Source organism: Paenibacillus sp. Lou8.1 (genome assembly GCF_024213565.1).
Taxonomy (GTDB): domain Bacteria; phylum Bacillota; class Bacilli; order Paenibacillales; family Paenibacillaceae; genus Paenibacillus; species Paenibacillus polymyxa_B.
Map to the genome: position 1 here is coordinate 218,909 of NZ_JANAVN010000006.1, position 25,661 is coordinate 244,569.

Genomic DNA, 25,661 nt, shown 5'->3' on the forward strand with positions numbered 1-25,661 from the left:
AACTCCTTCATCGCTTCATACGACTTCGCAAGCCGGAATGATCTTATTCTCTCATCCTTTATAGCACAAAAGTGCAGGTCTCGCAATTATAGATTAGACCCTTATAGCTCTAACCTAACCCTTAAAATAACAATTTCCAGCGGCATGACTGCCTTAAATTCATAATTGTAAGCCGCCGACCATCCCACATCAAAGTAGGGTTATTTATTAGCTTGCAGGCTCTCCAGCGATGTATAAATGAAGGATTCGAATCCTTCAGCAGGTTCACCTTGTGGAATGTTCACTTTCACGATGAAACCACCTGTTTTATTTTCTACAACAATATATTGCTGTGTCATCTTCGAACCGCTCGCTTGTAAGAACAGACGGCTACTGGACAGCGCTTGAGGTACGGCTGCTTTGTCCAGCTTTTGCACCTTGCCGATGGAAGCTAGGTCCTTTTCGCCTTCTTTTTGAAGCTCATCCAGATTAAAGTCGGAGGGCAGCTTCGTAATTTCAGCATAATAGTTATCATCTACAGCCAAGGCAACACGGTTTTGATCGGGAAACAGGGACATCGGATCAAACACATACAGTGAATATCCCTCTCCTTTTGCCAATGTTGCTGTCTGCTTTTCCTTTTTCCCTTCAAGGGTAAGCTCAAAAGTTTGAGTTTTCGAGCGTTCTCCGCCTACTGCTTGACCAGAACTTCCGTTTTGATTGCCATCTGTTGCAGCTTCTGTTTTTTGTATTTTCGTTAAAGTCAGTTGCTTCGCCGTCGCGTCGCCCTCTACTGCTTTTTCGTTGTATTCAAACGCTACTGTATCGCCTTCTTTAAGTCCAGCTATTACCGTGTCCAGTCCCTCCCCCAATTGGAAGGATTGGGCTTCGCCATTGGTTTCAATCTCTACCGTATGCGGGTCAGCAGCTCCATTGTATACACCTGTGCCTTTTTTAACCTCCGGCTCAGCGATTGGCTCCGGTTTAACTTGCGGCTGCTGTTGCGTTTGCGGTTGGTCTGACCCTTGAGGTGCGGTGTTATTGGTTTGCGGTTTCGTTCCACAGGCTGACAGAGCCAGCACTGCCACTACAGTCAGTAGTATGATTGAAAATGTGTTTTGTTTTTTCATAAAATCCACCTCCACTATGATAGACGAGCTTGTGCAGCAAAAGTTCTACGCAGCATCTCACTTAAAACCCTACCTCCTGCTCCCGTTTATTATATTCTCAGGATTTTGCAAAATCCTAATACCACGGGAATGTCAGGTACGGTATAATGGGCTGTATTAAACCCAATTTTCGAGATACCGCTTGGAAGGAACATCAACGTATTTATTTTCCTCCATACGGATGGAGCTGCCACATGAATCAAGCACATAAACCGTCGTTTTCCTTTGAATTATTGTACATCATAGGTATTATCGCTATTTCGTTCTCCTCGATCTTCGTAAGATGGTCTGAAGCCGAGGTGTCCGTCATCGCTATGTACCGTTTGTACCTAACCAATCTGATCATGCTGCCTTTGGTCTGGAAATACCGCACCGAGCTGTTTAGCCTGACCCGCAAGCAGTGGATGCTGATCCTCTGGTCCGGTATTGCGCTGGGGCTGCATTTCTTGCTCTGGATGGGCTCACTGCGACTGACCACCGTTGCAAGCTCTACCGTTATTATGACATTGGAGCCGATCCTTGTCATGCTCGGTTCTTTTTTGTTTTTCCGGACGGGCACGAATCGCGCTATGCTCATCGGAATGGGTATAGCTTTTATCGGCTCACTGGCCATCGGAGCTGGAGACTTTCATGTCTCGGGACAAGCCCTGCTCGGGGACGCACTGTCCTTCTTGGGTATGGTAGCCGTGTCCATCCATATGCTGATGGGTAAGCATCTACGCGAGCATTTGAGCGCGTTTGTCTATAATTTTTGGGTTTTCGCCATCGCAGCCACATCACTTGCGCTGTATAATATGGTCAATGCCATTCCTTTTACGGGATATGCTCCACGGGAATGGGGACTGTTCCTGCTGCTTGCCATTGTGCCTACGCTGTTCGGACATTACCTGTTTAACTGGCTGCTCAAATACATTAACGCCACTGCGGTATCGATGGCGGTACTCGGCGAACCTGTTATTTCTTCCCTGCTAGCTTGGGTGCTGCTCGGGGAAAGGCTGTCTGCCTTACAATTTGGTGCAGGCTTTTTTATCCTATTCGGGGTATGGATTTTTATCCGATACGGAGCGGATTTTAAAAAGAAAGTCATCCATCAAAGTGAGTTGCCCGACACTGAGCACCCCCTGAAGGCCAGCTCATAACTTATTTACCCCATTTTCATAAACCATACTCAATGGATTAAATTTACTGTTAAATAAAGGAAGGCGGAATCCTCTATGAAATCCATCGTATCCAAACGCTGGCTGCTGGCCCGATTGTATGAGCCGGACATCATCATTGCCGACTGCCGTTCCCTGCTCGGACAAGCCGGGGCTGGACGGACTCAATTTAATGAAGACCATATTCCAGGGGCAGTTCACTTCGATTTGGAAGAAGACCTTACCGCTCCTCTTGGTGAGCATGGTGGTCGCCATCCCTTACCTGATGTGAATACACTTGCCGCACGTCTAAGTCGTGCCGGGATCAACGCATCTTCACGCATCGTCGCTTATGATGATCAAGGCGGTATGATGGCTTCCCGCTTCTGGTGGCTCCTGCGCTATCTCGGGCATGAGCAGGTATATGTGTTGGAAGAAGGCTACAGCGCTTGGAAAGAAGCGAAGTTCCCGGTGACGTCAGACCAGCCAATTCGCATTCCAAGTACATTCACACCGAATGTACAGCCGCAAATGCTCACAAGTATGCAAGAGGTGCACCGTGTATCCAAAGATTCGCTTTCTGGTGGCTCTTCCATATTGATTGATTCGAGAGAGCGGCCTCGCTACCTGGGGCTGGAGGAGCCCATTGATCAAGCAGCGGGGCATATCCCTGGTGCGGTGAATTTCTTTTGGAAAGAAGTATTGGACGAACAAGGCAGCTTTAAAAATGCGGAACAATTGCAGCAGCACTTTGCCGACCTTGACCCACATGCAGAAATTATCGTGTATTGCGGTTCCGGCGTATCCGCCTGTCCCAATGTACTGGCCCTGAATGAAGCTGGATTTAGTAAGGTCCGTTTATATCCGGGAAGCTGGAGCGACTGGATCAGTTATGAGGAGAATCCGGTGGCGACCGGAGAGGAATAAAAAGTTTTCAACGGATATACAGGTTCTAAAGACAAATACACTGTCCTAGCGATTAGGCTTACGGCAGTGTATTTGTCTTTGTTTAAAAAAACAACTTGAGCTGAGTGAAGAAATAAAACGATGTAGTTGAAGTTGCTTGCTTTTTTGAATAGCTATCTAATCTTTTGAACAAATATATATCTTAATTCATATTTTTTCTGTTGTTTTTCTGCATATATCAGAGTTTCTCTTATGGAACCCGTTTCTAATATATTCAAATCATTAAAATGTTCTATTAAATCTTCTTCAGTAAAGAAGTGAGCATATTTCCCTTCCTTGTATTCATATGTTCCTTCTTCAATTTCCCTACCCACACTATTATTAAAATCACAATTAGAAAAACATGTGAAATACATTACTCCCAATTTCTTCAAATGATTCACGCAGTTCTGTATCAGTTTTTTTCGGTCTTCTAACAAAAATAAATGCAATAAATCATAACAATATATTCCATCATACCTTTGGCTTGTAGTAAACTCTAATACCGATTCTTGAATAAAATTCGTTTTTAAATCCCATTCTTTTGCTAGATTTATAGCTGAACTAGATATCTCAATTCCATCAACCTGAAAATAAGAAGAGAACGCCTTCGTATTTCTTCCATATCCAGCACCAGGAACCAAAATATCATATACATGATTCTTTTTGAACAAATCTATAGCTTGGGTTACAGTTTGACTTGGTTCACAACCCCAAATCACCCCTTCTTCAGTAAATCTTTTGTTCCAATAATCCCCCATATGATTCACCCGCCTATATACTCACATAGCTCTTCTTTTAAGCTCATCAATCTGTCTGATATGATGTTGATCATGCCAGATAAAATCTCTTAAATATGATATTACAGTAAACTTCCCGTCAGCATATTCTTTAGTAAACTTATCGTCTTCAAAACTCTCTATACTCTCCAATATCATGTTACGATACTGAATAGTCATTTTAATTAATTCTTCTTTCGTTTTTGTTTTTCCATATTCAATAGCATCCTGATTAAATTGTTCAAAATCCATATGTGTTAATGTCAAAGGTTTATTGTTTAATATCGGATTTATTGCTGCTTCAAAAAAGTATTTATCCCACAGCAGTATATGACTTACGATATCCTGAACTGACCATTTACCTTCAGCAATCGTTATTTGCCAATCCATGTCACGAATCTCAGAAACAAAACGGATCCATTCTTTGAACTCCTCTAGTAACCTCGACTTCTCATTCATGGTTTCACGCTCCTTTTTTCAAATTATTCATTGCTCCTTTGCCATTCATCTGCCAAAATCGCATATTGATATGCATTATGCCAAATGGGTTGTCCTTCTTCCGTTTTATAGAAAAATGCTTTCTTGATATGGTGACCTTCTTTTCGCATCAACAAGCGCTCCAAACGATGAAGCGTTTTCTGGATTACACATCGCAATAATCCGATGAGCCTTTAACTCTTCAAATCCATATTGCAATACTCTTCTACTTGCCTCAGTAGCATATCCATTTCCATAGTATCTTGGGTTGAATATGTATCCTATTTCCCATGTTAAAAACTCAAACGATACGGTTTGATTAAAATAAATGTGTCCTATCATTTTATTGTTTTCTCTTAATAATTATCGCCTCTGATACGTTTATTTAGCCTTTGCCTGAATTACTTTTACCGATCATTTAAACCCTTCTTCATTCATTCTATCTGCTCGTATCCAGCTCATTTCCTCAATGTTTAATAATTCTTTAAACTCTTCTACTAACTGATGCTCAGATTCCAGTTGTGTATAGTAATTATTATTCAAAATATCGTCTAATTGTTTTATTCGCTCATTATCTAGTTCAAAAAATCTAAATGTTTTTAGATTGCAATTTGTAAACTGTTTTGCTATTTTCTCATTGTATTCATTAGATCTCAGAACTTCTTCAATTAATTCAGTTCTGATTTTGTCCCCTCTAGGGTCGACATATAAAAATTCAATGTGATCTTCCTCTGGATATCTTTCTTCTGCAAGCTTAATAATTGAAGTATCTAATAACACGTATGATATATGAAGACTTGCTATCTCTTGTGAATTGTAAACTACACGGTATCCCCAACAGTGATCTTCAAAATTATAAAAATATAACACTGGGATTTTTTCTGAAATTTGAAATAGACTTTCTGGAATTTCTTCACTTTCTTCTGTATCTTTGGTTACGAAAACAAACCATTTGTCATTTAAATCCTCCGCGTATATAGGATCATGCTCAAGAATTGCTTCTTTATATTTCAATAGTGATAAGCATCCTGAAGTCAATTCACTCATTGTTTTGCCCCTTTTTGTTTCTTTAGTCATATTTCAGCTAACGTTCTTTTATTCATGAACCCCTAAGGGGTTGTCTGCTGAAATTCCTCTCCGAAATCCACCTCGCAGACCCAGACTCCGTAAGGAGCCGCTGCTTGAATATGATGTTAGACGATACCCTTGATCTCTTTTGAGTTCCTTAAAATAATCCCTATTACTACTGTATTTTAACTTCTCAAATCGACAACCATCGTGATTGATGAATCAACTTTCCCAACTTCTTTAAATCCGAATCTCTCGTAGAGCTTCATTGCCGCTGCATTGCTCGGATCAACACTGAGGGATAATTTTTTTATATTCCTTTTCCTAGCTTCTTTAAATAATTCATCCATTAAGGCCATTCCGATTTTTCTTCCCCTGTATTCTTTTAACAAAGCCATTCCTAGTTCGGGTACATCATTATCAATAAATCCAAATCCCTTATTATCCTCGTTAAAATATCGAACTGTTATTGATCCGACGGGTTCACCCTCATGGTTCATTGCTATAAATCCAAAATCCCCATCTCTTCCCCAACCTTCAATATACTTTGATATATAAGGGTCTTTTATTATCGCTTTATCGAATGGCTCTTGACCTTCTGGGACAAATAATGATTCATATAACATCTCCCATAAAAAAAACACATCATCTTTTATTATTGGTCGGATTCTGTATTGCATCATTGAAGTTACCTCATTTCTAGATTCTCAAAGGTTTCACATAACGTTTCTATATTTTCCATAAGAGCCGTAGCTTGAATATTATGTTATGCAATTCCTCCATCCTCTCCAAATCTACATTCCAAAGCTTGGCTTGCTTCTGTTAATTCATCATTTGCCTCTAAATATTTTAATGTTTTTTCAATATCGTCGTGGTCCATTGTTTTCGTTATAATAAGATGTTTAATATTAAATCCTGGTGGTTCCATTTCTTTTTTAAAGTGATTTACTAATTTTTGAGGGGTTGTCACCAAACTCCATCGTTCACTTCCATCCGAAAAAGTAAGGGTCACCTCCACCAAATCAAACTCCTTTGGATCATCATCAAACTTCCATCTTTCTAAAAAAGGCACTTCTATATTTCCTTCAATAAAATGAGCTTTTGATATCCAAACTGCTTTTCCATGGTTTCCAATAATTCTATACTTGTCCCCATCTTCTTTTTTTACGATGTATTTATTGCCCCTTGTAAGTGCATGAGCATAAACGCCTATACTTATACAAGTTATGATTGGTCTCTCCATACAATTCACTTCCATACCGTATTTAATGTCCTTCGCAATTTCTCATAACGTTTCCGCATTCATGAACCCCAAAGGGGTTGTCTGCTGAAAACACCTCTCCAAAATCCTTCTCGTAGACCAAGGCTGTAGCGGAGCCGCTGTTTGAATATGATGTTATATGACGGTACTTTGGACTACTTTCAAAATACATTATTTCTTTAAGTATTTTCCCATGTTCTTTTTCGACTTGAATTTTATAATCATTGTTTATCATCTATGAAGCATCTCCTTGAGAGTTATTCATCATACTGTCATATAACGTCATGTATTCACGAGCCTTCACTGCCTCAACCAACCGAAAGGAGCGGCTGCGACGCAGTTAGGCAGTAAAAGGTTATCCGGCTGAATATACTCTCCTGCTAATGAATCTACTTCTTCGAAACCGCTACTTTAAACTTCGGTCCGGACCAAGAAGTCATAGCCACACAACGTTGAATATGTTGTTATAGGATAGGGACGCCTACTGATATACTTACTAATATTCTTCAAATTTATATTTTGTTAATTTATTTATTTCAATTACTTGTTCTTTATTAAAATAGCCCATTAGGCACCCTTGATCTAAAATTGAAATATACAATTTCATGGATTGTTCAGTCTTTATTAGTTCGTTAAATTTCTTGAATATCTCCATATCCAACCAATCATCATCTACTTTCATTTCCCATCTGATAAGTTCATTCATATATTCAAAAGAGACCCATGCAGTACCATTCTGAATATCTACGTAATCCGTTATATTATTTAAATTAAGTTTTGTCATATTCTCTAATCGTATTATTATTCTTGCATAGTCTCCATGGTCCTCAATACATTCAGTATCTAAATACCAAATTTCCTCAGATACATTTATAAATTCACCATTCACTTCAACTTCTCCACCTAAAGTAAGTAGTAGCAAGTTGTAGGGATCTTCTTCATATTCATTTCTCGAAAATTCTTCCAAAAGTAATTCTTTCTTTAATTCTGCACTCATGAAGATGCCCAATTCAGAAAGTTTGTTTAGTTGATCTTCAAATATTATTTTCTTCTTCTTAAATAAACCAAACAACTTAAACACCTTCTTTTTTTGGTTTGCGTCCCTTTTCTATAACGCTTGTATTCATGAGCTCCGGCAGGGGTTGTCTGCAAAAACCCTCTTCGAAATCCAACCAGACCTAGGCTCCATTGGAGACGCAGCTTGAATATTATGTTGTCAGATGTCAGTACCTGCCTTGATTTACTCAACGTCAATTTTTGTTTAAATCCTTTGTCAGTATTATTTCCAGAGGTTCATTCTCAAGCATTAAACATCCAGCATCTCTATATCCAAGATTTCTATAAAAATGTTGGGCTCCTTCATTTGAAAGTGTTGAGGTCATGACCATTTCAAATCCTTTTTGTTTCATCAATTCTTCCCAATAGTGGACAACTTTTTTACCAATACCTGTTCCTCTATACTCCTCATCTATCCATATCATATTCATAAATGGTGTGTTGTCCCAAAAAAATCCGTATCTCATCCAACCTATTTCTTGATTGGATTCTCTAATTATTAGAATTTCATTTTCTTTTATTTTTGGTCTTATCAGTGTCTTATGTATGTGCTTGTCTCTTAACGAGATATACTCATAATCTGATTCAATCGCAAAATCAATCTTCATTGTAAATCCTCCCTTTCACTCTTTTCATTAAATATCTTCTTGGTAACACTTAGCACTGATGTCTCATAACGTTTGTACATTACATAAGTTTATAAAGTCTTTTCAAAAATGTATAAGTCACCTTCTTCTCTAACTTTAGTAAACCCACACTTTGAATAGAAGTGATGATTCTTCACACTCCAGCTAGGAGTATCCAGCCACCATTCAGTGCTGTCTGGAAATTTACTTTCAATTTTCTCCATCACCTTCGTTCCGATTCCTTGATTTTTAAAATTTGGATCAATAAAGATTCTTCCTAGATTATGCACTTGATTACATTCTACGAATATCATTGCTCCCCCGATTATTTCTCCATTAAAGAGTACCTTGAAATATTCGCAATTTTGCATCATCTCTTCTTGCCAACTTATGGAGTCATATCCTATTGGCCCAACGGTTTCGTTATTCTTAAAATGCTTTGATCCATCCTCAAAACTGGCCTTTTGTATTTCAGCAAGTTTTTGTGCATCATTTTTTCTAGCTTTTTCTAATGTCAGCACCAAACATACCTCCATTGTCTTTTTATTTTTTCTGGGGTTGTCTGCTGAAACCCCTCCTCGAACTCCATCCCAACAGGCCAAAGCTCCGTGAAGATTCGATGCTTGAATATTATGTTATCAGAAGTTACCTAACTTCTTCACTATGCATTCAAAATGAATCTGCAAATTTTTTTATCAGCGAATTTTCTTATATGGTCTTTTTTCATTTTGTAGTTTGATTATTAGTTCATATGCATCTCTTTCACTTTTCTGAGCTTTTAGTGACTCTTCTTCTGTTATTTCTATTTCTATCATTTGAACCACTATTCCACCAGCATCAAAACTAATGAATATTCCCCCATCTCTTCGGATTATATTAATCCCATACTTGGCAAAGAGTATATCCATAAAATGACCTCCAGATCTTTTGCGTTCTTTATACTATAGCTTTTAGTACTTTTGAGAACTTATTATTATGTTTTAGTAATTCAAGAATTTCTGATAACGTTTGTGTATAAAGCCTCTAAATTAGAGGCTCATATGGACGATGTTCGTTCATGTCCCTCGACACCACAGTTCAGCAAATTCCAAAATTGTTCAACCATGACCGATGCCGGATATGGCATCGAACGGGTAATCCACCATTCCAATACCCCCACTGCCGCTGAAATTAAAAATTGCACCGTAATGTCCCTGTTCATTTCCTGATCGAGGTTGATCGAATCCAGATGCTCGCTCAGACTTTGCCGAAACATGGTCTCCATTTGGTTCCGAAAAACCGTACTTCCCTTGTTCGTTAGCATTCTAGAGTAGAATGAAGCATGCTGCTCCAAATATTCAAACGTGCGCAGTAGTGCGGTTTTGGAAGGGAGATGAAAGAAGTTATCTTCAGACATACAATTGCGTAGTAACTCGTTAATTTGAGCTTCCATGCATTGATCGCGCAGATCATACTTGTCAGAGAAATGCAAATAAACCGTTCCGCGATTGACATTCGCTTCCTCCGCAATTTGATTGATCGTAATTCTCTCGAATTCCTTTTCTGACATCAGCCTCATAAAAGCATCAATAATGGCTTGCCTCGATTTTTGAATACGCCTGTCCATATCCTTCTCCCCTTTGCACCATCCGAAAAAATGAACATTTCGAAGTCCTCTGTTGAAAAATCAACAACCACGCTTGTTTTAACCATTGAACCCCATATACCGCTCTGATACATTTACTTTATAAAATTTATGTTGATGATTCAACATATGTTCAATTTTAGAGGAGCTGTAATCATGAAATCTATTGTTTTACAATGTTTGGATAATTTAATTTACATTGAATTAGGAGGGTTTAAAAATTGAAACTTACAGGAAACACGATTTTTATTACAGGCGGCGGTTCGGGAATTGGACGTGCGTTAGCAGAAGCTCTCCACAATCTTGGAAATAAAGTTATTATCTCCGGTCGACGTAAAGAGCGTCTGGAGGAGACAATCAAGGCGAATCCCGGCATGTCCGCAGTGGAATTGAATGTACAAGATCCTGCCAGCATAGAAGCGACCACCAAGCAGTTAATCGAAGAATACCCGGATGTTAATGTCTTGATTAACAACGCCGGCATCATACAGCCCGATGACGCGGCGGGCGTGATCGATGAGGATGTTTTGATTTCGACTGTCACTACAAACTTGCTAGGTCCCATTCGGTTGACTTCTGCATTCATCGAGCATTTGAAATCCAAAGAAGAAGCGGTTGTCATCAACACGACTTCGATACTTGGATTTGTACCATTAGCGACAACTGCTGTATACTCCGCGACGAAGGCAGCACTTCATACCTATACGCTGTCCCAAAGGTACATGCTTAAAGACACATCGGTAAAAGTAATAGAAATTGTACCCCCATGGGTTCAAAGCAACAACGATGAACCGCGTGCGATGCCACTTGATTCATTCATTGATGCAACAATAAAGATACTTGGCACGGATACAGACGAAGTTCTGGTGGAAGAAGCGAAAATGTTTCGAAATAACCCTGGCCCGAACGAAGGTGTTTTTGTGACCCAGCTTAACGATATGATGAATTCTGAACCTCCAAAGATCCATTGATCCATCTGTAATTCAGTTTTTAAAAATTTAAGCGAACATGAAGTAGACACTAGCTCCGTCTACTTCATGTTCATTTTATTGCAACTTGCACGTGGAGTAAGAAAAGCGCCAAACGGTCACACCCATGTTTACCTCTTAACTAATTTCGTTGATTTCACATAGCGTTTGGGTATTCTCGAAGTTCAAGCAATTTAAGGTGACCATCGGGAATACTCGTCAGACTTAACAGGTCGAATGTGTCCGGTGAATCCGCTCCTCCGAAATGCCTCTTCCAGACCAAGCGTAGAGCTTGTCCTGCTCCGATGCGTTTAATTCGATGTTAGATGATGCAACCTACTTCTTCGAGTTGCGTTCAAAGTAATTATTATTCTTGTTTCCATTTATGTGTTTCGAGTAGTTTTCTAGTTTCATAGTAATACTTTATTACTTCAAGCATAGGAATTAATTCTATACAAATGTTATCGCAATAATTTCCTAACTGACCACCAACAACCAGAAGAATTTCTCTGTTTACCTGTTTATTGTTCATAAGAGTATATATATTACCATCAATTGTAATAGACGCTATGAAATATTCAGGTCCGCCTCCAACTAATGCTGAATCTGTGTCTGATACCTCAAAAAAGACTAATGTAAATTTATCTCCATCGAGTTTTCTTAAAAATCTTAAAGTGTCTGCCCATGTTGGATTCATAACTATTTCTTCATTGAATGTGGTCCCATTCCATTCATCAATACTAATAGATTTTATCATTTTTTCTTTGCATCCTTTTTAGATGGTTTTATTTATTTGGGTGCCTTCATCTAACGTTTCCACATCTATGACGTGACGTGACCTGACCTTAGATAGCTCTTATCTTAGGTCAGGTCGTGTGTTATCTTAATATGCCTCTGTGCTTGCCACCTAATAACTTACTAGAACTTCTTTCAAAGTGTCAAATCCCTAGATGTAATATTATTAAGTCGTCATTATCTTCAACTAGATTACATAAGGTAATTAGTGTTCAGAGAGAATTTTTAATAAATTAGCTTTTCTTACTTCAATTTTTTCATATTCACCTTTATCGATTTGGTCTCTCCAAAAATAATTCCCTGTTAACTTTATTTCATTTGGAGCATTTTTAAATATCTCATACCAACCTGTAATAATTTTCTTTAGTACACTCGCTCCATTTGAATACATAACTGTTAACCCACAGTAATTCAAACCGAATCTATTTTCAGTTTCATTTGGTATCCACTTTAATGTATCTGAAAAATACTGAAAGAGTTCATCATCTAATTCAACTAAATAATCGATACCTGATTTTCTTTTATTAATTCTCCCATTGTTATTCCTAACAATTTGATTTAATTCAAAGCCAATTTTAGGAGCTATAAGAAACTCATGAATTAATGGCATTCTATTCACCTGTTTTCTTAAATGCTAGTCTTTCAGATAACGTTTCTGTATTCACGAACCAGCGTATGCTGGGTGTCCGGCGAATGCCGGACCCAGGGCGTATGCCCGCAGCGTGAATATTATGTTATGTGACGTACCATTCTTCCTCGGCCAAATAAAGGGGCCAGACAAACAAGCAATCGGAAGATCTTGAAGCGGATCAACGACAAAAAATTTATACTATTGTGAATACCCTAGGCAATACGATTAAGTTTAAATAGACTCCTAGGCAAGCTTATGACTCCTTTGAAGAATGTAAAATGCTGTCGAGCTAGATCTAACAAACCGTGAAATTCTAGTCTATCGCGCTACGATACTGATGCGCTTTGAGAACTCTTTCATAAGTAAAATACAGTGGTTGTGATTCCTGGCAAGAAAAATCGCCGTGTGAACATGCTTAAGACCACGACTTTTATAAAACAGTTATCTGGTCGAATTCTTTTTCAATAAAAAGAAAAGATATGGACGCCTAGCTACTTGTTATAGCAAGACAGCGAGCATGTTTAAGGATTTTTTGACCTTGATCTCGATTCAAGTGCTAAAATGGGTTTGCGTACACGCAAATTAAGGCCCACCCTTAGCTTGGGTTCTTTTATGTTTGGCATCTAGGTGTCCTAATTATCTCTATCGATACTTTGGATTGTGAAAAGATCAAATCTGTAATCGTTGTTTTCTTCGTATAACTTCTTAGCTAATAACGGTTTTAAACTTGCCTGAAAGCTTTTTAACAAAGAATCTTTTTCCACTTCTTTTAAGTTCTCTATAAAGCTCTGACTAAAAAATATATTTTCGGTTCCATCAATCACCAGCTGATTTAGATATTTTAAAATTTCTGTCTGTGCAGCATTCTCTAGTTGTTCGAAAAGTCCGTTATACGTTTTGTCATTTCTTAAATGATAAGAAAGAATTATATTTGTACTATTTTCTAAGGGATATATTGTTACATAAATAAGTTTGATTTCTTGAATTTCGCTAAGCATTTGATTTTCATTTATTTGTTTCCCATTCATATCAAATTGTACCGAAAAAGCTGCACTTGTTGCAAAATTCACTTCGAAATCTAACTTTAAAAAAAAGGTGCGAATATTATTAAAATTCTTCTCGATGTAATCTTTCTTGAAGGCTTCGTATTCTCTCTTATATTCTCTTTTATTTAATTGTGCAGATCGATAATCATAAACGAATGCTTCATTTATCGTTAGATCAGGGCGTTTATCAAAAATATTCATTCTAAAAGTTAAGTCTCTTACTTTTTTATGATATTCAAGTGCTAGAGGCCTAAAAGAGAACAAGAAATTTTGTCTTGCTTCATTAAAATAATCTGAAGCTTCAATTGGATGAAACAATTTATTATCATGGAAATCGCAAAATCCTTGAAATGTACTGGCCTTATTGATGCTTATACGATCAAACTTAGCTAAAATTATACTTTCTACATGATCCGGGATAAATTGATAAAGGTGCCCATCTTGACTGATTCTATTCAATATTCGATTTTTTTGTATTGAATGAGCATTTTTAATATCACCTTTACATTCTTCGTGATCAAATGCTAGGCATATTTCGAACGCCGTATCATTCCAACTCTTAATAGATTCATATTCTTTACGCTTTTCAGGATATTTATGATACTCCTTCCAATTGTGTTTATGCTGGATAGATCTTGGTTTACAGCAAAATTTAAAACTTTTTTGAGAACCGCATGGACATTGTTCATATGGATCTATTGTGAGTCTTACATTTCTAGGGAATTTCTTAACAAACATCATATATTCAAGCTCCTTTTGTAACTACTCTATGAGGAAAACATACGATTGATTTCTATTTCTAAAACGCCTCAATAGAGGACTGTGAAGTTATCATCTTCCTGATAATTTAAATTTGTAGCGCGCCGCATGTAATAAGCTCTACCAATTTTTACACTAAACAGCGTGAATTTGACGACTGTAACTCCACACTCGACGAGTTCTCCTTTTTTGGAATCATATACTGATACGCAGGTTTACGGCAGTGTTGCAGCAAATAGTTCATCCTTAATGGATAACTTCATAGTACATGAGATTACAGGTCCTAATATCTTTAGACTAAATAAGCATTCTTCAACTTTATCCCAGGTCAAAAATCATACTCTTATAGCCATCATATAATGTAAAAACAATATAAAGTAAAAGCATTCGATCTCTTTTTATTCAGTAATTTCTATTTGAAAAGTTTTGTTGATTGCTCCTTCATATTTCTTTTGGTATGTCGCATAACGTTCCTGTATTCATGATCCCCGAAGAGTTGTCTGCTGAAATACTTCCCTGAAATCCTTCTCGCAGACCCAGGCTCCGAAAGGAGCCGCTGCTTGAATACTATGTTATGCGTTGTTACTGCCATCTTTGAACTCCTTACAATTATCCTCTCTCTTATATGTCTTTCCATTTCTCTCTTCTTATTAGGTTTTCGATTTGGGATGCATGGTGTTTGTTATGCCAAATAAATCTTTGTATAGCTGTCTCTAATGTAATCATTCCTAATACTTCAGTTTGTATAGTCCGTTTATAGTCTTCTATACTAAGTTCATTCAGCAACACCAAAAAGCGATGATGCAATACTTCAATAAGTGATAGCGAATTCTCTACGGGCAACTTCTTGTAATCAATTAATTATCCCCACAGATCTTCTCTATATGTATTTGCTAATGGATTATTTTCAGTTAATCCTCTTTTAAATCTCAGGTACGCATTCATATCATTATCAGCTAAGTGATGTATGACCTGACTTACTGTCCAACCATTCGGCCGATACGGAGTCTCCAATGGGTATTGTTCAAGACCAATCAGCAATGTATTTAATCGCTTAATTAGTTCAGGAATTTGTTTAATAAGATTTATTATTTCATCATTTGAAAGATTGTTTTTGGGTTGAAATTGACCAATCGGATATTTGATTTGATCCATTGTATTTCTCCTTTCTTCTTTAGAATTGCAATAATTACGCATAACGTTCCAGTATTCATGAACCCCGAAGGGGTTGTCTGCTGTAATGCCTCTTCGAAATTCATCCCAACAGACCAAGGCTCCAATGGATCCGCAGCTTGAATATTATGTTATACGACTGAATCACTTCTTCGATCAACCAAAATTCTTCCCTGATCCTGATCTGTCATTGCTCTGCTATGTGTTCCAATAAATCTCCTGGTTGACAACCTAAAGCCGTACATAATTTATCAATTACTTCTAATGACACATATTCATTCGTATTGAGCTTCGCCATTGTAGCAGACGAAATCCCCGTCATTTTAAGTAAATCCTGCTTCTTGATTTCCCTATCGATCAATAATTTTTGAAAAGGTTTGTAACTAATCATCTGATATTCCTTTCACACATGAAGTGAATTTTCTTTAATTATATGAAAGTATATTTTCTTTATCAAAAACATCTTCAACATGTATTGACTTATATGTTCGTTATGATAAAATTATATTCAATAAGTTAAACTTTTATTCACAAAATTAAATCCATTGGACGGTGTTCAATTATGCATACTTCTTTAGAAGTCTTACTCGATTCACTGATTCGTAATCGAATTGAATCTTTATATGGCGAGCTTATCAATAACAACTCCAGCTACAACCAGTTCTCATCCGAACGGAATCTTTACTTCAAGCAGTTACATGAACTACTACCAGAGGATATACAAAAGACTCTATTCCTTTTTGATGATGCAGACCTTTCTGTTCAAGCTATTTTAGAACGTGAAATCTACTTACAGGGTTTTAAGGATGCTCTTCATCTAAATAACGAATTACATGTATCTTTAGATTGAGAGCCTGCTGGCTCTCTTTGTGTTTTGATCCTGTCGTATAATGCCCCCTGTTCATGAACCCGAAAGGCTTAAGGGAGTTTAGTTGCTGTTCGAAGACTTCGACTCGCATGGTTTTCTGTTGCCACAACTATTATTCTCTTCTTATTGCTCTTATCTTTGTAATTACTTCATCACCATAAGGTGTTAATGACCAATATGTTCCTTTATCTCTCAAGCTCCTCTGTCGATTGCTTTTTAAAATTAAACCGAGCGCTCTAAATTGAATTAGTATTGTTTGAAAGTTAGACTCGTTAACCTTAAAATTTTCCAACATTTTCTCTTTTAAATCATCATCCTTTTTCAATTCTTTTCTTTCGGATTCACTTATAAAATCATTTATTGCAATAAACAACCTTTGTTCATCAGACTCGTCAATCATAAAGGGTGCGAGTCTAGAAAAAAGTTCATTCCAAGTAGTATTAAATTCTGCTTTGTATCTAATTCGTCTATAGGTTTCTGGATCTTTCACAACGAATGAATATTCAATTTCAAGTTCGTCTGTACCTTGTGCCAAGTTTTCCGAACCATGTGGAGCTTGCGTTCTTGCTTCAGCTAATGATTTTTCAAGGTCTTCTACTTGCTTGCGCAATCTTAGAATTTCTTTGGATGAGCTTTCATCTGGGACTTGGTCTGCTCTGACCCATCCAATGGCAGGATTGGTTTTTATTAATCTTATTAAACTCCTTGATACCATTGATCCTAGATCAAAAGGAGTTGTCCAGTACTTTACTAGTTTATTTTCCGCCATCTTTCGAAAATCATTTAATTTTATAAAACTGTCAGGATCTTTTTCAGTACGATTTGCCGATAACTCCCCTGGATTTTTATGTAAGAAGGCAATCACAGGTTTGCCACAACTAACAGCATAACGATATTCCATTTCGGTAAAACTTAAACCCTCAGGCCCTAAAGAACCATACCTTCCTCCAATAATAACCATATAATAGTCACTATCATCAATAACTTTCTTTATTAAAGTCCATTGATCATCGTTTGCCGCGGGGAATAATTCCATACCTGAAGGAATACAATCCAGTTCAAGAAGAGCCTGCATAACTTCTTGTCTCTCTTCCTGAAGATCTTGATAAGTAGAGCTAATAAAGACCTGATATCTTTTATCCATTTTTATCCCACAACCTTCTCACATTTAGAATTCCGGTAACGAACAAAACAATTCAAGTTACAACCAGTTCTGATCCGAGCGTAATCTTTACTTCAATAGATTGAGCGCCTAATGGCTCTCTTTGGATTTTGGTTCTGTCGTATAACGTTCCTGTATTTACGACCTAGCGAATGCTAGGTGTCTGGCTAATGCCGGACTAAGGACGTATGTCCGCAGCGTGAATATTATGTTATACGAAGCACTTTACGTCACTAGAGTTACCTTCAAAATTCTTGTTCATCAAAATCACTTTTAAATTAAAGTTATTTAGTACAACGACAGAGAAGTTACATTGTTCATTATTTCATGTTGGTCAATCTGTTCTAGTACTGACTCTATTTCTTTAGGAATAAATGTTTCTACTTGTCGCTTATCATCGTAAAATGTAACGTTATGATCTTGCAAACTTATAAAGAATTCACTTCTATCGAATCCTTCACCACTTAACCACCCTTTTATCTGGGATTCATAGGTTAATAGCCATTGATCTTCAAAAATACTGTTTTGTTTTAAATAGTAATCCAACTCATCTATATTAATCCCGCTTATGTATCCTTTTGACTGTAAGTCTAGTGCCAGAAGGATTACTATTGAATTTGTCATTTGTGAGATAGCATGAGAAACCTCAGATTTCAAATCGATTTTAAGACTCTGGCATATCCAAAGAGCCCATGAGACTTCATAACAATGACTAAAAGAAGAATGATGCAAGATTATTTTTTTCAGCGTTTGAGCGATTTTTTCTCTATCTAAAATGTAGCCATAGGATTGATAAGATAATAATATTTCAAGCGATACTTGAAGAGTGTTTGGTTCTACAATCATCGATTTTAAAATTAAAGACTCGTATAAACTCCAATTATCATGTGTTACACTAAAAGTTTTTGAACGTTCTAGCGCATATTTTAATACAAAGTCTTCTGGATATTTATAGATGTAATCAAAAGCTTTACTGAAGTAGCTGATAATATCATTTTTTTGCGCAATAGATTTAAAACGCACTTTACTGGACTGAAGATCAAACACCCATTCTTTAAGAAGATTTTCTGGTAAGGGGTTGATTGAAGTTTTTTCAGAATTATGATCCAATTCAAATTCTCTTAAAATTTGATGAAATACAGAGTGTGCTTTTTCAGCTTCAGCAATCGTATCGAAATATAAAAAGTAGTCATCGATATAACGAACACCTTGAATATTTGGAATACTTGTTTGCAGTAATGAATCTATTTCAGAACCTATAATCTCTGAAATTATTAATGAAGTGTCTGGTCCGATAGGAATTCCAATTGTCTGTCCGTCTTGACAATTTCGCATATGTCGATCCAAGAGATTACCATAGTAGTTATCTTGTCTGTTGACTTTTGCTAAGGCTTTTGTGTGAAGGGCCCAAGGAAGGCTGTGGGTGTATATAGTAGGATAGTATCTAGAAATATCTGTTTTTAAAACGATTCGTTTATCAGGAGAACGAAGAATCCTTTCAGAAACTAAATCCCCAAAGGTTCTAGACGTTTCAACAGCACGTTTTTCGGAGGAAATTGGTCTACTGATGGAAAGTTTTGATTTATCAAAATGTGCTTGTAGATTGCTCCAATTTGTCTCAATAGCCTGGCTTAATTTAATTTGATGTAAAGGGTTAGGGATTGCCAAGTGTCTTCTTTGAAGTTTTACTCTTGGAATATCATATGTTATGCATTTACTTGTAGCTGTGTTCTCCATAGAGATTGAATTTAGATTATTAGCTAAAGTAATAGTTGTAAACGGGGGAGGAAGTTCTTGTGGAAAAAATCCTCTTTGTATTAAATCAAATTTAGTAGTCATTTTTTACTCCTTAAGTAAAATTTATATTAATAAAAGAATTTTCTAATCTTTTAAATTGCTAAATTCGATGGATTTTATTTAACTACTCTTGCTATTTAACAAATTCCTTTTTCCATGTTTGTTTCATATTGCTATTATCTTTGAAGTGTTTCGTATAACGTTCCTGTATTTAAGACGTCCGACGAAGTCGGATGTGTCCGGCTGCTCTACTCATCGAAATTCTACTGGCCGGACCGAGGGCGTATGCTCGATGCTTGAATATTATGTTACGTGATGTATCAGCCTTCTCCGAATTCCAAAAATATTATTTTGCTCTTTTTATTCATCATTGAACATTTTATTCATTCCTTCTGCTGTAAATAAATCATCACTGCATAAGGCCATTGTAGTAAAGCCTGAAGATAGAAAGACTTCAGCATTAGCATTAATCGATCTTTCCGGTTTGAATGGTTTATCATCTTTATGTGGTCCATCATGTAAATAACCTAAGTCAGTTCTTCTAATTAATTGATGCTTTAAATAGCCAGCTATATAGTGATCTTGTGTAACTTCTAAATAAACTCTATCGCTAGTTTGGTAGACTCTAACCGAAGATACAAAAGGATTTATATACGTATTAAATAACTCTCTAATCTTAGGTAAAATTTCTATTGCTTCAAAACTATCAAATTCATTATATTTCGTTTTTCTCTCGGAGAACTTTTGAATTAATTCAATCGCCTTATAAAGTGGAAAACTAAAAAACTCTCTATTAGCGTTTACTCTAAAATCGTTCAATTCATTATGTATAGCTTTTTCTAATCTATTACAGTCAGTAGAAAAAACTTCATAAGCAACTTTAAAAGGGGTAGGTATTCCAGTGTTACTAGATAGTTGCTTCGCCCTTTCGCTGGAGCTTAATGAAGTCTTTCCAATTTTAATTAATCCCTTGAAACTTTCATTTATAAGTATGTAAACATACCCATTAGACATGTATTACACCCGCTCTCTTCTGATATTTCTCATAACGTTCCCGTATTCACGACCCAGCGCACGCTGGGTGTCCGGCGAATGCCGGATCAAGAGCGAATGCTCGCAGCGTGAATATTATGTTATACGACGGAACATTACTTGAATTTACATGAAATATTTGATTCGATTATTGTTTGGAACATGCTTGTTCTAAAGTTTCAATTCCAACGAATTTCTTTAGAGATGTTGGAAAAATTTCTTCTCCGAATTCTGATGTTTCTTGGAGTTTAGTCCATATGCCTAAACTGCTTTTATCATTTGATTCGTAACCTATCACAGCTTCTAACTTAGGAATGTTGAAATGTATTTTTTCCAAAGAAGCTTCTTTAATTAATCCCCAATTTGTAGTAACCATTTGTCGTTTTGTACTGTCACTTAGAGGTTTGCCTTTAGAATTAAATTCTTCTAAATCCAATATCCTTTTTGTGTATAATTCACTTTTCTTTAAATCTTCAAGTGAATCAAATAAAAGTTCTGAAATGAAATTGTTTTTGAAGTCAAAATCATTTATACAAAAAAAGTCCACTCCAAGATGTTTACATAACTTAACCAAGATTCTGGCTGTAATCTTACCATGATGAGGAATTATAGAAATGTTTTTAAAGTTTAAGTATGTCTCTGAATACATAGAATCTTTAGTTAACAGATATACCTTTTTCTTTATAATTTCTTTGTAGGTCAGTAAATCATTTGGCCCCTCTACTAAAACCACCTTTTGACTGAACACAATTTTATTCAAATTTGGCTCTATCATTTTAATGTAATTATTAAAGTCTGCTACTTGATCCAAAGAGAAACCTTCTAAATCAGCTTCTGAAATATTCTCATCTGGTTTGTTATATTTCAAAATTGTTTCGTGTGCTTCATCATCAAATTCAAAACGAATAAGTCCTCGTGTATCAAAAGCATCTATCATTTTGTCCGAGTGAGTACTATAGATAACTTGATGCCCTTTTTCTGCCAAGAACAGAGGACAGTTTTGTAAAAGTACTCTTGATGATTTTCATGCAAGAAACTTTCAGGCTCTTCAAATAAAAATAAACATTTATCACTCTTGTTGCTCTCAGCAATTGCTTGAATGATAGCCATAACAAACATAGAAATATATCCATCACCGAAATGATCTATAGAAATAAGGTTTTCGGTATCACCATTTAAACCGATTTTAAAAATCATATCCAAAAAAATATCTTCATAATCAGGCAATTCAAAACCTATAAAAAAATTACTGTCTCTTAGGTTTGTTGAATAATTTGACCTTATATCCTCAAGAAAACTGTGTAACTTCGAATCTGCTAGAACCCTATCAGTTGAATCCTTCACTTCTCCTTCAAAAGTTTTTCTTTTTCCTTTCATATTCGCATCTGCTTCAACAATTTTCTTAATATGTTTCGCTAAAAACGAAGTAAGATTTCCCCAGGTAGTCTTCTTTGTTGATAACTCTTTTTTTACATCATGAAAATTCACATAGAAAATCCTAAAATACTTTGCTGCTCCCGAAGCATCAGGATTTTTTGTTAATTGTTCCTTGTCACGAAAAGATCGGACTCCAGCGTGCTCAATTTCATTATCCACTACGCTTATTCTTAATGAATGAAATCCTTTAAGCTCTGCTTGGTTTCCGTCTCCTTTAACTTCTATGCTGCTTTCAATTTCAGTTTCAATAAAAGGACGATTATTGTAATCACGGTTGTGAAAATCGTTAATTGTGAATGTATCCTTATTAACATTTTTCTCTTTTATCCCATATAGAATTGCGTTGAGAAAATTTGTTTTCCCTGAATTGTTATACCCAACGATAGCTACAGGTTTCTTATGATTCTGATCAGGAAAATGTATTGTCTGTCTTGTTCCAAATGATCTATAGTTTTCAACACTAATGCTTTTTATTCTAATATAGCTCATAAATATCCTTCTCCTTATTTATTTGTTCTGTCGTATAACGTTTCTGTATTCACGACCCGGCGAATGCCGGGCCAAGGACGAATGTCCGCAGCGTGAATATTATGTTATATGATGTCAGCATCTTCTCCGGAATACTTTCGCCCTAATCTATTTTTCCGTTATATTGATGCTAGGATGTTGTTTAATTATCTCAAAAGCATGTGCATAAATTTTAATATCTATAATATCAAGAGAAAGGTTGCCCTTTCTTAATTCTTCAATGCTATTAAATGTTATAAGAACAGGCATTTTGCCTCTAACGTCTTTTATCATGCCATTTAAATATTCAATGCCTCTTAACACTAATGGAGCAATATCATAAACATAATTTTGAAATAACTTTTTTAAAAACATCATTGAAATATCAACATGTATATCTAAAGAAATTAAATCAGGCATTTGTTTGATATCTTCTTTAGCGTGTTTCCAGGCATCAAACTTTAACAATGTGTTTTTGGAAGCAAAAATACCATTTGCTCCATTTACACTTTGATGAATTACTGATAAGGGAAAAGCATAGTGGAGAGCATAATTTCTCATCAGCGCCATGAATCTATATGAAATATGGCTATCATAAAAATCATGAGTCTTTTCCTGAAACTTTTTCATTTCTTCTTTTCCGAAGTGCTTTTGATTATATCTTTCACCATAATCAATAAACATCGATAAAGATGATAGATAATTCGTCAATAAACGATTTGCCTCTAAATAAACAACTTTCTCCTCTAATTTCAAATGATATTCTGCGTTAGCAGAGTATTTTAAAAATTCTTCTCCATTCTGAACGAGCAAGTTGTGAACATCATCCATAGCACTTATTTTGTGTGCTTCTGCTAATTCACTTTTATGATTTTCATATTCTTCTTTTGTTATATGTTTTTGAATAACAATTTTCGGCCCTTGTTCAAGAGACATATCTTGATATCCTCTTGCATAAATCATAATTCTCCACCTCTTTATTTTATCTATTTATTAACTTTTTAACTGATTTACCATAACGCTCCTGTGTTCATGACGTCCGACGCAGTCGGATGTGTCCGCACCTGTCGATCGCTTCCAGCGGACCGAGGAGCCGCAAGGCTCCGATGCGTGGATATGATGTTAGTTGATATCACCGACTACTTTGAATTAACTTCAAATCCTATTATTCTGTTAATGGCCCTCCAACGTATCCCGTCTTTCCATTCCAAAAATCAATTAAATTATTCCACCAAGTTCTTGATACCGGTCTTAAATAGACTTCAAAAATAATTAAATCTATGTTCTGCCGCAATAATATGTTCTGAGATTTTCCAAAAATCCTACTGTAGCTAATTCTTTTACAAAATCGTCTCCATCAATATGTAATTTTTCAATAAGTTCAAAGATATTATCGAATTCATCTACTTTGCGCTTCAGATAATTATCAAAAAGATGATCGATAAAATCACATACTTCTATATAAATTAATCTATCTTCTCCCGGTTTATAATTTTCTTTAATGTATTTATCATATCTGATTTTATAAGATAGACTCGCAATTAATAGCATTTCCATTACTTGTTCTTTAATAATCATCTTGTACGACAGCTTCCTTCTTGATAGTAATTTGAATTCATATTTCGGTGATTTCATCTAACGTTATGGCATTCACGAACCCTCACTGCCTTAAGCGACCAACGGGAGCGGCCGCAATGCGGTTAGGCAGTGCAAGGTTGTCCACTGTTTTAGCTACATCAGGAAATGCATCTGGTGGACCGAGGGGCGTCAGCCCCGATGCGTGAATTTTTTGTTAGACGAAGTACTCTTCTCCATCGAACCGGCTTCATATTACTTTTTTTCTTTTTTCTCAGTTAAAAGATCTCCAATTATCTTATTAATATTTAAGCCAAACCCCATAATGTTAGGTTCGAGCTTAACATATTCATTTAATTTACCTAATATCCTCTTCACTAGTGATGGTTCAAATTCTTTCTTTGAGTTAGTTTTAATGAGTAATTCATGTAAATTTATTACCAACTCATTTACAATGTCGCTAAAGTATTTAGAATCGAATTTCAATTGTTTCAGCTCATTTAATACCCAATTAACTTTCTCTACATTTTGTGTACTTATTACATTTTTCGCATATATAATTAATAGATCTATCTTATTTTCATTTGAGATCGAACTATATTCTATTGCTTCTAGTGCCTCAATAGAGGCATCAAAATCAGCTCTTAGATAGTAAATTTCAGCAACAAAAATTCTTGCTAATGATAATTCATCCAGTTCCAAGCTCTTATTGTAATAGCTTAACGCTATATCAACTTCATTTACAAACAAATAAACATCTCCAAGATGAGAATATATTTCTGCTCGTCCAGATAGGCTTAATTCATCGGTTTCTAACATAAGTTCAAATAATAAAATAGACTTCTTATGAAGACCTTCATTATCAAGCAATTTGCCTCCAAGATGATAAACATTTCCAAATTGCAAATAATCGTAAGGTTCAGAGATATCTGTAAAATTATCTTCAGCAATTAATATTGCTTGCGAAACTAGTTCTTTCGCTCTTTCAAGATCGTTAATTAACAAAAATTGAATTGCTTTAGCTCCGTAGTATTGCAATTTACCCGCCACTCTTGTTTCCATATTTATCAATTTATCAATAACTTCTAACCTCGTTGAAAAAGACAATTCATCACTCATGAGATCTAAATACATCTGCAAAAAATCCAAATCTCTTATCTCTTCGTAAGATAAATTGACCAAAAGCTTCTTTGCATCATCAACATTATTTTTAAATATATATTCCCAAGCAACTTTGTAATACCTGAGACGATTATGCCAGTGTTGATTGTAAAAAAGTTCTCCTAATCTATCTACATTGTCAATAAAAGAAACTTGAATATCTCCCATACTAATAATATACATGAGCTTATTCAGCAACTCTGACAGTGCCTTTATATCAATGTCCAGTACTATTTTACCCCGTAAAGGTTCTATAACTAAGAGAAATTCTGTATGTCTTTTTACGTAACGCATATATTTTGTGACCTCAGCACGACAGAAGAGTAAAGCTTGTTGGTAATTTTTGTTTTCAATTTCTATCGAAATTTTATCCAATGAAGACAAAGACATATACTCGTTACAACATGATTTGAACTTCTTTCCAGAACCACACAGGCATTGCATATTTCTTGTAAGTTCATATTTATTCATTTTAGGTCCTCCCTTAAAAGCATTTCGTCTAACGTTCTTGTATTCAAGACACCAGGCGAATGCTAGGTGTGTCTGCTGAATATGCTTCCACGAAATCCATCCAGCAGACCACGGCTCATGAGGCGCCGCTGCTTGAGTATTATGTTATACGACGGAATC

General features: G+C 36.1%; 30 protein-coding genes and 1 pseudogene. 4 read left to right on the plus strand and 27 right to left on the minus strand.

All coding sequences use genetic code 11. The features are described 5' to 3' along the window. Window positions 1-200: 200 nt before the first annotated feature. Window positions 201-1,109, minus strand: coding sequence for a hypothetical protein (locus NLX78_RS10765; protein ID WP_250260834.1), 909 nt, complete (start codon window positions 1,107-1,109; stop codon window positions 201-203). A 233-nt stretch (window positions 1,110-1,342) separates the two neighbouring features. On the opposite strand from NLX78_RS10765, the gene NLX78_RS10770 reads away from it, so the two are divergent. Continuing rightward, window positions 1,343-2,287, plus strand: coding sequence for a DMT family transporter (locus NLX78_RS10770; protein ID WP_254350351.1), 945 nt, complete (start codon window positions 1,343-1,345; stop codon window positions 2,285-2,287). 75 nt (window positions 2,288-2,362) lie between these two features. Next, a complete protein-coding gene (locus NLX78_RS10775; RefSeq protein ID WP_254350352.1) occupies window positions 2,363-3,211 on the plus strand; it encodes a sulfurtransferase in 849 nt (282 codons plus the stop codon). A gap of 152 nt (window positions 3,212-3,363) precedes the next feature. On the opposite strand, the gene NLX78_RS10780 is transcribed toward NLX78_RS10775, so the two are convergent. From NLX78_RS10780 to NLX78_RS10835, 12 genes and pseudogenes are all read right to left on the minus strand, one after another. Then, window positions 3,364-3,990 carry a class I SAM-dependent methyltransferase gene (locus tag NLX78_RS10780; protein WP_254350353.1) on the minus strand — a complete coding sequence of 209 codons (627 nt, stop codon included), beginning with the start codon at window positions 3,988-3,990 and terminating at the stop codon, window positions 3,364-3,366. A gap of 21 nt (window positions 3,991-4,011) precedes the next feature. Continuing rightward, entirely contained in the window at window positions 4,012-4,467 is a 456-nt protein-coding gene (locus NLX78_RS10785; RefSeq protein ID WP_254350354.1) for a DinB family protein, read from the minus strand. A 105-nt stretch (window positions 4,468-4,572) separates the two neighbouring features. After that, a pseudogene (locus tag NLX78_RS10790) lies at window positions 4,573-4,830 on the minus strand (GNAT family N-acetyltransferase); the annotation flags it as partial. 69 nt (window positions 4,831-4,899) lie between these two features. Then, window positions 4,900-5,562: a hypothetical protein gene (locus NLX78_RS10795; protein ID WP_254350355.1), complete on the minus strand. Its 663-nt coding sequence runs from the start codon at window positions 5,560-5,562 to the stop codon at window positions 4,900-4,902. Window positions 5,563-5,738: 176 nt separating this feature from the next. After that, window positions 5,739-6,236 (minus strand): GNAT family N-acetyltransferase, encoded by a 498-nt coding sequence (locus tag NLX78_RS10800; RefSeq protein WP_235309193.1) that lies wholly within the window; start codon window positions 6,234-6,236, stop codon window positions 5,739-5,741. An 83-nt stretch (window positions 6,237-6,319) separates the two neighbouring features. Then, on the minus strand, window positions 6,320-6,796 hold the full coding sequence (locus tag NLX78_RS10805; RefSeq protein ID WP_254350356.1) for a hypothetical protein: 477 nt from the start codon (window positions 6,794-6,796) through the stop codon (window positions 6,320-6,322). A gap of 22 nt (window positions 6,797-6,818) precedes the next feature. After that, the gene (locus tag NLX78_RS10810) at window positions 6,819-7,049 is read right to left on the minus strand and encodes a hypothetical protein (RefSeq protein WP_254350357.1); all 231 of its coding nucleotides are present in this window, start codon (window positions 7,047-7,049) and stop codon (window positions 6,819-6,821) included. 261 nt (window positions 7,050-7,310) lie between these two features. Further along, window positions 7,311-7,895: a hypothetical protein gene (locus tag NLX78_RS10815; protein WP_254350358.1), complete on the minus strand. Its 585-nt coding sequence runs from the start codon at window positions 7,893-7,895 to the stop codon at window positions 7,311-7,313. A 169-nt stretch (window positions 7,896-8,064) separates the two neighbouring features. Further along, the gene (locus tag NLX78_RS10820) at window positions 8,065-8,478 is read right to left on the minus strand and encodes a GNAT family N-acetyltransferase (protein ID WP_254350359.1); all 414 of its coding nucleotides are present in this window, start codon (window positions 8,476-8,478) and stop codon (window positions 8,065-8,067) included. An 89-nt stretch (window positions 8,479-8,567) separates the two neighbouring features. Beyond that, entirely contained in the window at window positions 8,568-9,017 is a 450-nt protein-coding gene (locus NLX78_RS10825; protein ID WP_254350360.1) for a GNAT family N-acetyltransferase, read from the minus strand. Window positions 9,018-9,191: 174 nt separating this feature from the next. Continuing rightward, entirely contained in the window at window positions 9,192-9,404 is a 213-nt protein-coding gene (locus NLX78_RS10830; RefSeq protein ID WP_104497136.1) for a hypothetical protein, read from the minus strand. A gap of 128 nt (window positions 9,405-9,532) precedes the next feature. After that, the gene (locus tag NLX78_RS10835; RefSeq protein WP_061829675.1) at window positions 9,533-10,102 is read right to left on the minus strand and encodes a TetR/AcrR family transcriptional regulator; all 570 of its coding nucleotides are present in this window, start codon (window positions 10,100-10,102) and stop codon (window positions 9,533-9,535) included. 239 nt (window positions 10,103-10,341) lie between these two features. On the opposite strand from NLX78_RS10835, the gene NLX78_RS10840 reads away from it, so the two are divergent. Further along, entirely contained in the window at window positions 10,342-11,091 is a 750-nt protein-coding gene (locus tag NLX78_RS10840; protein WP_254350361.1) for an SDR family oxidoreductase, read from the plus strand. 364 nt (window positions 11,092-11,455) lie between these two features. On the opposite strand, the gene NLX78_RS10845 is transcribed toward NLX78_RS10840, so the two are convergent. The 6 genes from NLX78_RS10845 to NLX78_RS10865 all read right to left on the minus strand — a co-directional run bounded on the left by NLX78_RS10845 (window position 11,456) and on the right by NLX78_RS10865 (window position 15,883). Beyond that, a complete protein-coding gene (locus NLX78_RS10845) occupies window positions 11,456-11,845 on the minus strand; it encodes a hypothetical protein (protein ID WP_254350362.1) in 390 nt (129 codons plus the stop codon). Window positions 11,846-12,088: 243 nt separating this feature from the next. Next, a complete protein-coding gene (locus tag NLX78_RS10850; RefSeq protein ID WP_254350363.1) occupies window positions 12,089-12,493 on the minus strand; it encodes a hypothetical protein in 405 nt (134 codons plus the stop codon). Between the two features lie 653 nt (window positions 12,494-13,146). Beyond that, window positions 13,147-14,301 (minus strand): hypothetical protein, encoded by a 1,155-nt coding sequence (locus tag NLX78_RS10855; RefSeq protein ID WP_254350364.1) that lies wholly within the window; start codon window positions 14,299-14,301, stop codon window positions 13,147-13,149. Between the two features lie 639 nt (window positions 14,302-14,940). Continuing rightward, the gene (locus NLX78_RS26710) at window positions 14,941-15,162 is read right to left on the minus strand and encodes a DinB family protein (protein ID WP_367988008.1); all 222 of its coding nucleotides are present in this window, start codon (window positions 15,160-15,162) and stop codon (window positions 14,941-14,943) included. A gap of 18 nt (window positions 15,163-15,180) precedes the next feature. Continuing rightward, entirely contained in the window at window positions 15,181-15,474 is a 294-nt protein-coding gene (locus NLX78_RS10860; RefSeq protein WP_254350365.1) for a DinB family protein, read from the minus strand. Between the two features lie 205 nt (window positions 15,475-15,679). After that, on the minus strand, window positions 15,680-15,883 hold the full coding sequence (locus NLX78_RS10865; RefSeq protein WP_019686344.1) for a helix-turn-helix domain-containing protein: 204 nt from the start codon (window positions 15,881-15,883) through the stop codon (window positions 15,680-15,682). Between the two features lie 171 nt (window positions 15,884-16,054). Between NLX78_RS10865 and NLX78_RS10870 the strand changes: the two genes are divergently transcribed. Next, window positions 16,055-16,342 (plus strand): hypothetical protein, encoded by a 288-nt coding sequence (locus tag NLX78_RS10870; RefSeq protein WP_254350366.1) that lies wholly within the window; start codon window positions 16,055-16,057, stop codon window positions 16,340-16,342. Window positions 16,343-16,472: 130 nt separating this feature from the next. On the opposite strand, the gene NLX78_RS10875 is transcribed toward NLX78_RS10870, so the two are convergent. The 8 genes from NLX78_RS10875 to NLX78_RS10910 all read right to left on the minus strand — a co-directional run bounded on the left by NLX78_RS10875 (window position 16,473) and on the right by NLX78_RS10910 (window position 25,502). Next, a complete protein-coding gene (locus NLX78_RS10875; RefSeq protein ID WP_254350367.1) occupies window positions 16,473-17,504 on the minus strand; it encodes a DUF4062 domain-containing protein in 1,032 nt (343 codons plus the stop codon). Between the two features lie 306 nt (window positions 17,505-17,810). Continuing rightward, a complete protein-coding gene (locus tag NLX78_RS10880; protein ID WP_254350368.1) occupies window positions 17,811-19,361 on the minus strand; it encodes an RNA-directed DNA polymerase in 1,551 nt (516 codons plus the stop codon). A gap of 318 nt (window positions 19,362-19,679) precedes the next feature. Continuing rightward, window positions 19,680-20,333 (minus strand): GIY-YIG nuclease family protein, encoded by a 654-nt coding sequence (locus NLX78_RS10885; RefSeq protein WP_254350369.1) that lies wholly within the window; start codon window positions 20,331-20,333, stop codon window positions 19,680-19,682. 166 nt (window positions 20,334-20,499) lie between these two features. Continuing rightward, complete coding sequence (locus NLX78_RS10890; protein WP_254350370.1) at window positions 20,500-21,288, minus strand: TOPRIM nucleotidyl transferase/hydrolase domain-containing protein; 789 nt, start codon at window positions 21,286-21,288, stop codon at window positions 20,500-20,502. Further along, window positions 21,285-22,277, minus strand: a complete 993-nt coding sequence (locus NLX78_RS10895) for an ATP-dependent nuclease (RefSeq protein ID WP_254350371.1) — start codon at window positions 22,275-22,277, stop codon at window positions 21,285-21,287. The genes NLX78_RS10890 and NLX78_RS10895 overlap by 4 nt, the downstream gene beginning before the upstream one ends. A gap of 147 nt (window positions 22,278-22,424) precedes the next feature. Next, window positions 22,425-23,258 carry a hypothetical protein gene (locus NLX78_RS10900; RefSeq protein WP_254350372.1) on the minus strand — a complete coding sequence of 278 codons (834 nt, stop codon included), beginning with the start codon at window positions 23,256-23,258 and terminating at the stop codon, window positions 22,425-22,427. A 315-nt stretch (window positions 23,259-23,573) separates the two neighbouring features. Beyond that, window positions 23,574-23,873: a DUF7674 family protein gene (locus NLX78_RS10905; RefSeq protein WP_254350373.1), complete on the minus strand. Its 300-nt coding sequence runs from the start codon at window positions 23,871-23,873 to the stop codon at window positions 23,574-23,576. 252 nt (window positions 23,874-24,125) lie between these two features. Continuing rightward, window positions 24,126-25,502, minus strand: coding sequence for a tetratricopeptide repeat protein (locus tag NLX78_RS10910; protein WP_254350374.1), 1,377 nt, complete (start codon window positions 25,500-25,502; stop codon window positions 24,126-24,128). Between the last annotated feature and the right edge of the window lie 159 nt (window positions 25,503-25,661).